Genomic DNA, 14,000 nt, shown 5'->3' with positions numbered 1-14,000 from the left:
GGTTTCATGAAGAAGACGGGAGCATGAGCTCCCGTCTTTTTTATTCGCAGCTACGTGTTTTTACGTAATTCTTGTATAAGCATTTTTATTTAAAATACCGGAGAAAATTGTATTTGAATAATTTAAGATAAATGCGCTAAGCCGTTCCCTGACTATGAAGAACTTGATTGCCGCCACTCTTGGCGGCTTTGTCTTGCCTGCTGTACAAGCCGCACCTCTCGATGGTCGTGTTTTTGATCAGCCACTTATAAACCATCAGCAGCAATTGGAGCTTCAGCGTCAAGAACTGCAAGAGCGTCCAGATGCTTTTCAATCACAAGTTAAGTCCAAGTCTGAAATTGTAGAACAATATTACGGTGGCGAATGCTTCCCCATTCGGGTACTTGTATTAGAGGGCATGCCCGCCGCCTGGCGCGGCTGGCTGCCTGTGGCGGCGGCCCGCTGGCAAGGCCAATGCCTGGGCTTGGTCCAACTGGACCAAGTGGTGGCGGAGCTGAGCAATGCGATGGTGGAGCGCGGCTATGTCACTAGCCGGGTGTATCTGCCGGAGCAAAACCTGACGCAGGGGCGCTTGCGGCTGGCGGTGGTGCCCGGCCGCATCCATCAAGTCCGGCTCAAGGACGGGCCGGGCGACCGCGGCCTGGCGTCCGCCTTTCCGCTTGGCGCCGGCGACATCCTCAATGTGCGCGCGCTGGAGCAGGGGCTGGAACAGCTGGGGCGGGTGCCCACCCAGCAGGCGACGATGGAAATCGTCCCCGGAGAACAGCCGGGCGAAAGCGATGTGGCGGTCAGCCGCAGCCGCGCGCGCCAGCTGACCGGGCAACTGAGCCTGGACGACAGCGGCCAGCCCGCCACCGGCAGGCTGCAGAGCAACGCAAGCCTGCTGCTGGGCGGCGCCACCGGCTTCAACGATCTGCTGTCCCTGTCCTGGAGTCAGGACGCCGAGCATATCGCCCACCCGCTGAGCCAGGCGCATACCGTGTCCTGGCTGCTGCCTTGGGGCGATTGGACCGCCTTCGCCAGCTATAGCGCGTTCGCGTACCGGCAAACGGTGCAGGGCGTCAACCAATCCTTCTCTTCCAGCGGCCATAGCCGCAATACCCTGCTATCGCTGGCGCGCTTGCTTCACCGAGACCAGAGCAGCAAGACCGAACTCAAGGCCAGCCTGACCCGCAAGGCCTCGCGCAGTTTTATCGAAGACGCGGAAATCGCGCAGCAGCGCCGCGATCTGACCATCGCCGGCCTGGAGCTGAGTCATCGCCGCTATCTGGGCGAAGCGGTGCTGGACGCCTCGCTGGCGTATCAGCGCGGCATCGGCGGCTGGGGCGCGCAAAACGAAGAGCAAACGGCCGCCTCCGGCTTCACCGCCCGCCATGAACTGTTTCAAAGCCGTCTGGCCTTGCAGCTGCCGCTGCGCTTGGGCAGCCAAACCTGGCGTTGGAGTAGCGAGCTGCGCGGCCAGTACAGCGCCGATCCGCTGCTGCCTTCGGAACAGTTTTCCATCGGCAGCCGTTACACCGTGCGCGGCTTCAACAGCAACAGCCTCAGCGGCCGCGGCGGCCTGTACTGGCGCAATGAGCTGAGCGCGCCGCTGCCGGCCTTGGCCGGCGCGCAGCTGGAAGGCTATCTGGGCTTGGACGCCGGCCGGGTGTCGCATCCGGCTTACGCCGACGACAGCAGCCGCAGCCTTTCCGGCTGGGCCGCCGGCCTGCGCGCGCAGTTGGCGGGCAAACTCAGCGCCGAACTCAGCCACGAACGCGCAATGCGCCAGCCGCAAGGCTGGAACCGGTCCGCCATTACCCATTTCAATCTGACCCTGCTCTGGCAATAAGCCCGTTTTGCCGAGCTCCCGGCCTTGAGCGTGCGTTCAAGGCCGGGCCCTGTCCCGTTTCGACGACGCCATCATGAACAAAACACTCTATCGCATCATCTTCAACCAAGCGCGCGGCCAACTGATGGCGGTGCAGGAAACCGCAAGCGGGCAGGGCAAGGGCGGCGGCCGAGGCCTGAATGCGGCGGGGGCGAGATTCGCCGCCGCGCGCGGCTTCGGCTTCAAACTATGCGCGCTGTGGGTGGGCGTCGGCCTGGGCAGCGTCGCGCTGGCGGCGGACATTGCGGCGGATCCCGGCGCGGCGGCCGGCAAACGGCCGACAGTGACTCAGGCCAACAACGGGTTGCCGGTGGTGCAGATCGCCGCCCCCACCGCCGCCGGCGTGTCCCACAACCAGTACCAGCAGTTCAACGTCGGCCCCAAAGGGGCGGTGCTCAACAACAGCGTGCAAGTCGTCAATACCCAGCTGGCCGGCTATGTCGGCGGCAATCCCAATCTGGCCGGCGGCAGCGCCCGCATCATCCTCAACGAAGTCACCCACGCCAACCCCTCGCAGTTGAACGGTTATCTGGAAGTGGCGGGCCAGCGCGCGCAAGTGGTAGTGGCCAACCCGTGGGGCATCAGCTGCAGCGGCTGCGGCTTCATCAACACCCAGCAAGCCATGCTGAGCACCGGCACGCCGCAACTCAACGCCCAGGGCGCGCTGACCGGTTTTCAGGTCAACGGCGGCGCCGTCAATATCAGCGGCGCCGGCCTGAACGCCGGCAATGTCGATAAATTCGCCATCATCAGCCGCGCGCTGCAAGTGAACGCCGACCTGCACGCCAAGCAGTTGGAGCTGGTGCTGGGCCGCAACCAGGTGGACGCCGACACCCTGCAGGCGCGACCGCTGGCGGCCGACGGTTCCGCCGCGCCGGCCTTCGCGCTGGACGTGGCGCAACTGGGCGGCATGTACGCCAACGCCATCCGCCTGGTGGGCACCGAGGCCGGGGTGGGCGTCAAGCAGCAAGGCGAGATGGCGGCGCGGGCCGGCGATCTGCAGCTGAGCAGCGCCGGCGACCTGGTGCTGAAGGGCAAGACCTTCAGCCAGCAGGACATCAAGCTCAACAGCGTGGGCAAGCTGGAACACAGCGGCCAGACCCGCAGCCAGGGCGCCTTGCAAGTGACCGCCGCCGACACGGCCCAACTGGAAGGCAGCCTGACGGCGGGCGGCGCGCTCGGCATTGAAGCGGCCGCGGTGGCGGGCAAGGGCAGCGTAGCCGCCGGCGCCCAAGCCGACGGCAAATTGGGCGAGGCCGGCGCGCTGACGCTGCGCAGCCGCGAGGGCCTGGATTTCCATGGGGAGCTGTTGGCCGGCGGCGATGTGAGCATTCAGGCGGGCAGCGCCCAGTTGCAGGGGGCGGTTGTAGGCGCCCGCCACGGCGATTTGCGGGTGACGACGGGCGGCGAGTTGAACGCCTCGCAAGCCAAGCTGGGCGCCCGAGGCCTGGCCCGCATGCAAGCCGGCGAGGACATCAAGCTGCAAGAAGGCGCCTTGAGCGCCGGGCAGTTAGAACTGCAGGCGAGGGCGCTGGACAACCGCGGCGGCCTGATCGCGCAAAGCGGCGCGGCGGCCGGCTCCGTACGTTTGCAGGGCGTGTTGGACAACCGCGACGGGGTGATCTCCAGCCAGGGCAAAACGCTGGACGTGGAGGCTACGGCCATCGACAACCGGCATGGCGAGATCAGCCACGCCGGCGCGGACACGCTGCGAGTGAGCGCGGACAAAATCGACAACCGCGAGCAAGGCAAGCTGCACAGCGACGCCAAAGCCGAGCTCAAGACGGCGGAGCTCGACAACGCGCAAGGGCGATTGACCGCCTTGCAGGGCCTGAGTCTTAGCGCCAGCGATGTGTTGCGCAACGATGGCCTGCTCGGCAGCGACGGCCAGTTCAAGCTGACGGCTGGGCAGCTGGAGAATGGCGTGGGCCTGATCCAGGCGGGCAAGGATTTGCAACTGACGGCGGCCAGCGTCAGCAACGCTGATAAAGGGCAAATCTTGGCGCTGGGCAAGGACGCGGCCAGCAAGCTGGAGATCAGCGGCCAGCTGAACAATCAGGGCAAGATCGCCGGCAATGCCGGGCTGGACATCAAGGCCGCCGACATCGACAACCACGGTGGCACCTTGCAATCGGCTGGGGAGTTGAAGCTGGAGAAGCAAGCCAGCTTGAACAACGACGGCGGCCACATCGTGGCCAAAGACCTGAACCTGAAAGCGGGCACGCTCAGCAATCAGGGCGGCGAAGTCTTCGCCCAGCAAGCACTGGACGCCAAGCTGCAGCAGCTGAACAACGCCAAGGGCAGCTTGATCGGCTCGCAAAGTCTGAGTCTTAGCGCCAGCGATGTGCTGCGCAACGATGGTCTATTGGGTAGCGACGGCCAGCTCAAGCTGACGGCCGGGCAGTTGGAGAACGGCGCGGGCCTGATCCAGGCCGGCAAGGATTTGCAACTGACGGCGGCCAGCGTCAGCAACGCCGACAAGGGCCAGATCCTGGCCTTGGGCAAGGACGCCGCCAGCAGCCTGGAGATCAGCGGCCAGCTGAACAATCAGGGCAAGATCGCCGGCAATGCCGGGCTGGACATCAAGGCCGCCGGCATCGACAACCACGGCGGCACGCTGCAGTCTGCCGGGGAGTTGAAGCTGGAGAAGCAAGCCAGCTTGAACAACGATGGCGGCCACATCGTGGCCAAAGACCTGAGCCTGAAGGCGGATACGCTCAGCAATCAGGGCGGCGAAGTCTTCGCCCAGCAAGCGCTGGACGCCAAGCTGCAGCAGCTGAACAACGCCAAGGGCAGCCTGATCGGCTCGCAAAGTCTGAGTCTTAGCGCCAGCGATGTGCTGCGCAACGATGGCCTATTGGGTAGCGACGGCCAGTTCAAGCTAACGGCCGGGCAGTTGGAGAACGGCGCAGGCCTGATCCAGGCGGGCAAGGATTTGCAACTGACGGCGGCCAGCGTCAGCAACGCCGATAAAGGCCAGATTCTGGCGCTGGGCAAGGACACAGCGAGCAGCCTGGAGATCAACGGCCAGTTGAACAATCAGGGCAAGATCGCCGGCAATGCCGGGCTGGACATCAAGGCCGCCGACATCGACAACCACGGCGGCACGCTGCAGTCGGCCGGCGAGTTGAAGCTGGAGAAGCAAGCCAGTCTGAACAACGACGGCGGCCACATCGTCGCCAAAGACCTGAACCTGAAGGCGGATACGCTCAGCAATCAGGGCGGGGAAGTGTTTGCCCAGCAACAGTTGGATGCTCAACTGAGTCAGCTGAACAACGCCAAGGGCAGCCTGATTGGTTCGCAAAACCTGAACCTCAGCGTCAGCGAGGTGTTGCGCAACGATGGCCTGCTCGGCAGCGACGGCCAGTTCACGTTAACGGCCGGGCAGCTGGAGAACGGCGTGGGCCTGATCCAGGCGGGCAAGGATTTGCAGCTGACTGCGGCCAGCGTCGACAACGCCGACAAGGGCCAGATTCTGGCGCTGGGCAAGGATGCCGCCAGCAGCCTGGAGATCAGCGGCCAGCTGAACAACCAGGGCAAGATCGCCGGCAACGCCGGGCTGGACATCAAGGCCGCCGACATCAACAACCACGTCGGCACGCTGCAGTCGGCCGGTGAGTTGAAGCTGGAGAAGCAAGCCAGCCTGAACAACGACGGCGGCCACATCGTCGCCAAAGACCTGAACCTGAAAGCGGGCACGCTCAGCAATCAGGGCGGCGAAGTCTTCGCCCAGCAAGCGCTGGACGCCAAGCTGCTGCAGCTGAACAACGCCAAGGGCAGCCTGATCGGCTCGCAAAGTCTGAGTCTTAGCGCCAGCGAAGTGCTGCGCAATGATGGCCTGCTAGGCAGCGACGGCCAGTTCAAACTGACGGCTGGGCAACTGGAGAACGGCGCAGGCCTGATCCAGGCCGGCAAGGATTTGCAACTGACGGCGGCCAGCGTCAGCAACGCCGACAAGGGCCAGATTCTGGCCTTGGGCAAGGACGCCGCCAGCAGCCTGGAGATCAGCGGCCAGCTGAACAACCAGGGCAAGATCGCCGGCAATGCCGGGCTGGACATCAAGGCCGCTGACATCGACAACCACGGCGGCACGCTGCAATCGGCCGGGGAGTTGAAGCTGGAGAAGCAAGCCGGCTTGAACAACGACGGCGGCCACATCGTCGCTAAAGACCTGAACCTGAAGGCGGATACGCTCAGCAACAAGGGCGGCGAAATCCGCCACCTGGGACAGACCATGGCGCAATGGCAGGTGCGCCAGCGTCTCGACAATCAGCAAGGCACGCTGTTCAGCAACGGCGGCCTGACGCTTGCGGCTCAATCCTTGAACAACCAGCAGGGCTCGTTGAGCAGCCTGGGCGCGCAATCATTGCAATTGGCCCAAGGTCTGGACAATCAGGGCGGCGCCCTGGTTAGCGGACAAGGGCTGCAACTGCAGCTGGGCGCGGCCTTGAGCAACCAAGGCGGCACGGTGCAAGCCGAGTCCTTGCAAATGCACGCGGCTGGCCTGGGTAATCAGGGCGGCAGCATCAAGGTGTTGGGAAGCGGCGACGGCAAGGTCAACATCAGCGGGACGCTGGACAACTCCGCACAGGGTTTGTTGGCCGGCAATGGCGGTCTGGAGGTGAACGCCGCGGCCTTGGACAACCGTCAAGGCGTTTTGCAAAGCGCGGCCAAGCTGGGCGTACAAGTGGCGCAAGTGGCGCAGAACCAGGGCGGCAAGATCCAGGCCGGGCAACTGCAACTGAAAGCCGCGGAGCTGAACAACCAGCAGGGCTTGCTCAGTCAAGCGGGAGACGGCGCGGCCAAGCTGGAGTTAAGCGGCCAGCTGGACAACAGTCTGCAGGGCAAGGTGCTGTCCAACGGTCAACTGCAGGTGACGGCGGCGGGCCTGCTGAATGCTGGCGGCACGCTCAGCAGTCAGGGCGATCTGCAGCTCAGCGCGAGTGGAGTGCTGGACAATCGCCAGGGGGCTTTGGGCAGCAACGGCGCCTTGAAGTTGGACAGCGCCAGCGTGGACAACGCCGGCGGCCTGATCCAGGCCGGCCACACTTTGGCCTTGGACAGCGGCAGTCTGCTCAACCAGGGCGGCAAGCTGTTGGCGCTGGGCAGCGGCGACAGCCGTGTGACCCTCAGCGGGCAATTGAACAACGGCGGCCAGATCGCCGGCAACGGCGATTGGCGGATCAAGGCGCAAGGACTGGACAATGCCGGCGGCAGCCTGCTGAGCGTGGGCAGCCTGGGCATCGACACCGTGAGCCTGGGCAATTCCGGCTCCTTCCTGGCCGGCAAGGATTTGAGCCTGACCCTCGCCAGCGACTTCATCCACGCGTCGGGCAGCAAGCTGCAAGCCAATGGCAAGCTCAGCATCAGCAGCGGCGGAAATCTGATCAACAGCGGCCAGTTGCAGGCCGGCGGCGATTTGGTTTTGAACGGCGTCAGCTGGACCAATAGCGGCGAGGTCAACGCAGGCGGCAAACTTAGCACTGCACTGAGCCAGGCGCTCAGCAATAGCGGCAAGCTCAGCGCCGGCAGTTTGCAACTGAACGCCGCCAGCGTGCTGAACACCCACTCCATCACCGGCGGCGATATCTCCATCCAGGCCGCCAGCCTGGACAACGGCGGCAACCAGGGGCTGATCGCCTCTGCCGGCAATATGGTGCTGGATATCGGACAAACCTTGAATAATCACGACGGCAGCTGGTTGTATAGCCAGGGTGATATGCGCATAGGCAAGGCAGGGGCGGCCACAGGGCAGGTGATTAACCATGTGGCGACCCTGCAGTCCGATGGCAATATGTTTATTGATGCGGGGAGGGTGAGTAATGAGGCAAATCCAGTAGAAGTGCTGCCAAGTAAAGAAAGTGTCGAAAGCTATAGAAAAACATTATATATGCTTCCTTCTGTGGTTTATGAGCATGTGAGTTGTGGAAAGGATGGCGCTGGTCAATGTGATCGCAGCATGTCCTATGTTGGCTTTGTTTCTTTGAATGGGGTGGCATCAGTTGATGAGGAAAGAAAGTATATTACTGTTAAAGATTCTGTTGGCTCTAAGTTGGTGTCAATTCCATATTTTTTAAAGGTGGGAAGTGGTTGGCAGGCAGGTTATTATTATTTGCCGGGTTATGATCCTAAAAAACATATTCTACCGACTACTTCACGTCAGCTGCTATCGGGTAATTTGGATCCAATGATTTTTGGTTATGGTGTGGCAGAGTCATTTATATCTGGTGGTGTTGTTGATGGTTATAGCGCCGCGCCGAAAATAAATATTTACCCGCTACCTATTTCAGTGGCTGGTAGAGATGAGGTTGGCGTTCCAGGTGAAATGGCAAGGAATTACTCGGTTTCAGTTAAGACCGATATGGCTGCTGGGGGAGGGGGCGTTGCGAGACTGTTGGTTGCAGGTGATTTATCTATTCAGTCTTCAGGTGTTTTTAATAAATATAGTTCAATTTCAGCTGGCGGTGACTTGGTTTTGGTGGCTGGCAATCAAGTAAATAATGTTGGTCAAAAGCTGTTGAAGACAGTAACCGAAACGACTCAAGCTGTTTTCCCTGCTGGTAGAGTGGGGGCTACAACCGTCACAACGCGTACTGAAGTCCTAGCCTCACTGGACGCGACCATTAGCACCGGCAAAAAACTCACATTACAAGCCCCCACCATTTCCAACGGCAAGGCTTCTCAGCTCGATATCTCTCTAACTACCGGCGACAGCCAGTCCAAAGCGACGGCGGTAAACACCGCAGCGGGCAAGGCTTTGGCGCAAGCCGATGGCGACATGGCCAGCGAGGGCAAGAATCTGGGCGGCAAGCCGCCGGATGCCGTCGCCTCCACGCAAACCTTGGCCGGGCAGCTGACTGGCGCGCAAGCAGCGGCGGATCTGCAAAAATCAGCGGTGGGCGGCCTGACCGGCGCGCAGTGGGATGGAGTCAAAACCTCGGTGCTGCCGCAGCAAGTATTGCTGGAGTCCGCCGGCACCAAGGCGGCCAACCCGGTAGCCGGCGGTTATAGCCTGCCCAATAACGGACTGTTCCAGACCCGTCCGGCGCCGGCGCAGCCTTATTTGGTGGAAACCGATCCGCGCTTTACCCAATACGGCAATTTCATTTCGTCGGATTATCTGCTCAAACAATTGGGCTACGACCCCAGCCGCGTGGAAAAGCGCCTGGGCGACGGTTTCTACGAGCAGCAACTGGTCAGCCGCGCGGTGACGGAACTGACCGGCAAGCGCTTCATCGGCGGCAACGCCAACGCGACGCAGCAATACCAGCAATTGATGAGCCAGGGCGCGGAATACGCCAAGCAATTCCAATTGACGCCGGGCGTGGCGCTGTCCGCGGAGCAGATGTCCCGACTCACCGCGGACATTGTGTGGCTGGTCAAGCAGAATGTCGACGGTCATGACGTGTTGGTGCCGGTGGTGTACCTGGCCAAGGCGCAGGAGCAATCGCTGCGCGGCCAGGGCGCGGTGCTGGCCGGCAGCCATATGGAGCTGCTGGCCGATGGCTCGCTGATCAACAGCGGCACCCTGAAGGCGGACAACAGTCTGTTGGCGCAGGCGGGCGATATCCGCATCGAAGGCGGCAAAGTGCTGGCCGGCGGCGATCTGGGCCTTGGCGCTCGCTACAACCTGAGCGTTAGCGACGACAAGCAACACAGCCAGGCCGGCAGCGTGATCCAGGCAGGCAGCTTGCAGCTGCAGGCCGGCAATGATCTCAAGCTGCAAGCCGCGCAGCTGCGGGTCAGCGGCGACGCGAAACTGCAGGCCGGCCGCGATCTGGACATCGCCAGCCGCGAAAACCGCTACAGCTATGCAGGCAACACCGGCCGCAGCCAGTACAGTTACCAGCAGGTCGACCATGTGGGCAGCACGCTGCAAGTGGGTGGCAGCCTGGGCTTTAACGCCGGGCACGACCTCACGCTTAGCGGCGCGGAGGTCAAGGCTGGCGGCAAGTTGCTGGCCGTGGCCGCCAATGAGCTGACCCTGCAATCTACACTGGACAGCAAGCAAGGCCAGGGCAGCTGGAACGGCTGGGGTTGGGGCGCGTACTCGACACTGGACCAGATCCGCCATGCCACCCAGCTGCAGGCCGGCGGCGATATGCTGCTGCAAGCCGGTGGCAATCTAGCCCTCAACGGCTCCCAAGCCCAGGCCGGCGGTGGCCTGCTGGCGCTGGCCGGCAAGCAGTTGACCGTGCAAAGCGAAGTCAACAGCCGACAAGATCAGCTCAATGTGCAGATGGGTTCCAAGGGCTATGGTCACAGCTGGCAAACGGACAGCCTTACCGTGGCTGGCCTGACCAGCCAGGGCAATCTGCAGTTGCAAGCCGGCGACGCCGCCGTGCTGAACGGCGCCAGCCTAGGCAGCCATGGCGGTTTGACGCTGAATGTAGGCCAGGATATCCGCCTGGGGGCGGTGGCTACCCAAAGCCGCAGCGACAACTACTACACCAATGGCGATATCCATAACAACTACGACCTTAGCCAGCACGGCAGCGCGCTGTCTGGCGCCAGTGGTTTGACCCTTAATGCAGGCCGTGACATCACGACCCAGGCCGCCAGCCTTGGCAGCGATGGCCAGGCCACGCTGTTGGCCGGCCGCGACATCACGCTGGGCAGCGCGGAAAACCGTCACAGCGATTACCACAAAACCGTGCGCAGCTCCGGTGGCGCGTTCAGCCGCAAAACCACGGTGGATATCAGCGCGCATGACAATACCACCCAAATCGGCTCCACCGTTTCCGCCGACAAGATTGCAATGCAAAGCGGACAGGACCTCAATATCCAGGCTAGCCAGGTGGCTGGCAGCGGTACGGTCAGTCTGACGGCGGGGCGCGATCTTAGCATCCGTTCCGGCACTGATACCCAGCGCGTGTTCCAGTTCCATCAGGAAAAAACCTCCGGCTTCTTCTCCGGTGGCGGCATCGGCTTCACGGTCGGCAGCAAGGAGCTGACCCAGGAAATGAACGGCGCGGGCAGTACCCAGAGCCAGAACCGCAGCCTGGTGGGCAGCATCAACGGCGACCTGCAATTGAAAGCCGGCGGTGTGCTCACCTTGCAAGGCAGTGACGTCACCGCCGGCGGCAACCTGTTGGTGGATGCCAAGAAACAACAACTGGACGCGGCGGTGGACACTTGGCACAGCGTGCAGAAAACCACCAGCAAATCCAGCGGCCTCACCGTGCAGATCACTAGCCCGCTGCTCAGCGGCCTGCAGGCCGTTGCCGCGGCCACCGACACCTTGGTCAGCAGCAAGGACGATAGGGTGAAAGCCTTGTCCGCCGCCACCGCCGGCCTGGCCGGCTACAACAGTTACACCGCCTATCAACAAGCCATGGCGGGGGGCAATCCTACCCAGAACGGAGGCGGTATCAAGCTCAGTATTACTGTGGGTGGGAGCCAGAGCGAAAGCACCACCGTCAGCGACAGTCATACGGAAAGCGGTAGCCTGCTTAAGGCCGGCGGTAATCTGTTCACGCAGGCTGCGGGTGCGGGCCAGGACAGCACCATTGCCGGCCATGGAGCTCAATTGCTGGCAGGCAAGGACCTCACTATCAGAGCCGATGGCGCAATTACTCTGCTGGCCGCGCAAAGCACCAGCAGTGAACGCACTACCTCCAAATCCAGTAGTGGAGGGGTGGGAGTAGTGATTGGTATTGAAAATAACAAACCGACATTCGGCTTTACAGCCAATGGCAGTGCTAGCCGAGGCAAGGCTGATGGCAATGGTACACAAAACCAGCTCAGCCAACTCAACGCCGGCGGCAGGTTGGATATTCGATCCGGCGGAGACTTTACGTTGCAAGGAGAGGCTAGAGGTCAGCAAATAGTTGGCTCCATTGCCGGTGATCTGAAACTGGAAAGTCTGCAAGATACCAGTAGTTATCACAGCCTGAATCAAAGCATAAGTGGCAGTGTGACTATTGGTTATGGCAGTGGCGGTTCGGTGTCGCTTAGCCAGCAAAAAATGGATGCGGACTACGCCAGCGTGCAGCAGCAGTCCGGTATCAAGGCCGGGGATGGCGGTTTCCAGCTCAGAGTCAAGGGCAGCACCCAACTCACCGGCGCGGTCATCGCCGGCAGCGCGGCATCCATCCAGCAAGGCAAGAACAGCTTGAGCACCGGCGCGCTGGTCACCAAGGACATCGACAATCATGCCGACTTCACCGCCAGCAGCGTGACCGTCACCGCAGGTTCTGGCGGCGTCACCGGCATGGCGATGGCGGCATCGGATCACGATGCCAGCACCACGCGCAGCGGCATCAGCGGCGGCAAGCTGGAGATCACCAATAATGCGCTGCAACAAACATTGACCGGTCAAAGCGCGGCGGATGCCGCCGCCAAGCTCAACCGTAATGTGGATAGCGCCACCGATGGCAGCGGCAAGCTGGCCAACAACTTCGACAAGGAGCAGGTGCAAGCGCTGTTCGATGCCGCCGCCGCGCTGCACGAACAAGTGGGCACCTTCCTGTCCAATAAGGCGCAGGCGGCCAAGGCCACTCAGGACGCGTTGGACGCCGCGCGCAAAGATCCGACCGCCTCGGCCAGCGATCTTGAGCGGCTGGAACGCGCCGCCGCGGACACCAAGGCCGACGCCGACAAATGGGCGCCAGGCGGCGCCTATGGTCAAATTCTGACCGCGGTCACCGCCGGCATCGGCGGCAACCTGGCCAACGGTCTTGGCGGCATGGCGCAAAACGCGGGCATCGCCTATCTGCAAGGCCTGGGCGCTCAGCAGGTGAAAGCACTGGTTGACGGGATGGAGGGCGGCGCCAAAACGCCGGAAGGCGAAACCGTCCGCGCGGTATTGCATGCCGCGCTGGCCTGCGGCGGAGCCAGCGCCAGCGGCCAGAGCTGTGGCGCGGGCGCTGCCGGGGCCGCCGCCGCGGTGGCGCTGAATAGTGCTTTGGATCAGCTGCAGAAAACCGACGCTAGCAAGATGACGGCAGCGGAGAAACTGCAACGCGAGAACCTGGTCAGTGGTCTGCTGGCTGGTTTGTCTACCGCCACTGGTGGTGGCAGCACCGCCGCGACTACGGTGAATGCGGCTAAAACGGAGATGGAGAACAACACGCTGTCCCTACCCGAGAAGAAAGTGTTAATCGCGGTGGAGGCGGCATGCCGTGAGGGGGATGCAAACGCGTGCCAGGTTCGGGATCAGCTAAAATGGTTGGATGCCACGCGTAATGCTGAAATTGATAAGCTGGCGCGAGAAGGTGACGAGGGCATGCTTGGCGCATTCTCTGGTTTAGGGCCTTTGATCGGAAATATAGATGATCAGAAAAAACAATTGGAGCAGTTGGAGGCGCAGGCGCAGGAACTCCAGAAGAGAGTCGAGTCGGGTTGTTCCATTGTGGCTGTCAAGTGTGATCTGGAAGCTAATCAGGCAAAGCTCGCGTTTACTCAGCTTTTAATCCGAGAGACCAAACGAGAGCAGGGAGTGTTGCAGCAGATTGCAAACATTGTTTCGTCTGAGCACACCATCAAGAATGGCGAGCCTGGCCTAGTGCAGACAATGCCAGAGTTGGATCTGTTTGCTGGATTTGGTGTTTTGCGTGGAGCGTTTAAGGCTGCGACAGGACCATTGCTGGGGAGTGAGGGCCTTGCTAGTCTCCGAGGGAGAGTCGGCACTGCGAGTGGATTAGATGCTTCATCTGCAGCGAATGATTTCGTAATGTTTTATCATGGCACATCGCCAAAGAATGCCGCCAATATTCGATCGATAGGTGTGGATTTGTCTGAGTCGAAATTGACCAATGATTTTGGTCCTGGTTTTTATATGACAACCTCTCGTGATGAAGCTATTAGTTCCGCAACTATGATGAGCAAAAATTCGCAAGATGTCGTTGAATTCTCAGTGCCTAAATCAGAGCTTGAAAAACTAAATAGCAAGGTTTTTGGAGGGGCAAATGGAGAATGGGCTGACTTTGTTGCAATGAATAGGCAATTGACAACTGTTCCTTACCTTCCGCCTGATGAGTGGAAGTATACTTTTGATTTGGTAACAGGGCCAATGTTTGGTGGGGTTGGCAGAAATGGGATAAGAACATTGCCTGCTAGAGGTAATCAAACAAGCATACATACAAAAGAAGCGGTGGATTTGTTTAATAAATATATGCTAAGGAGATAA

Annotated in this window: 2 protein-coding genes; both read left to right on the top strand. The window is 61.1% G+C overall.

Features of this window, described 5'->3' with window-relative positions; translation table 11 throughout:
* Positions 1-154 precede the first annotated feature (154 nt).
* Positions 155-1,831 (top strand): ShlB/FhaC/HecB family hemolysin secretion/activation protein, encoded by a 1,677-nt coding sequence (locus JC616_RS13765; protein WP_227103641.1) that lies wholly within the window; start codon positions 155-157, stop codon positions 1,829-1,831.
* A 73-nt stretch (positions 1,832-1,904) separates the two neighbouring features.
* Positions 1,905-14,000, top strand: coding sequence for a two-partner secretion domain-containing protein (locus JC616_RS13755; RefSeq protein ID WP_319792903.1), 12,096 nt, complete (start codon positions 1,905-1,907; stop codon positions 13,998-14,000).

Source organism: Chromobacterium rhizoryzae, assembly GCF_020544465.1.
Taxonomy (GTDB): Bacteria; Pseudomonadota; Gammaproteobacteria; order Burkholderiales; family Chromobacteriaceae; genus Chromobacterium.
The sequence above is the reverse complement of the archived record's forward strand: the minus strand, read 5'-3'. Positions and strand labels throughout refer to the sequence as shown.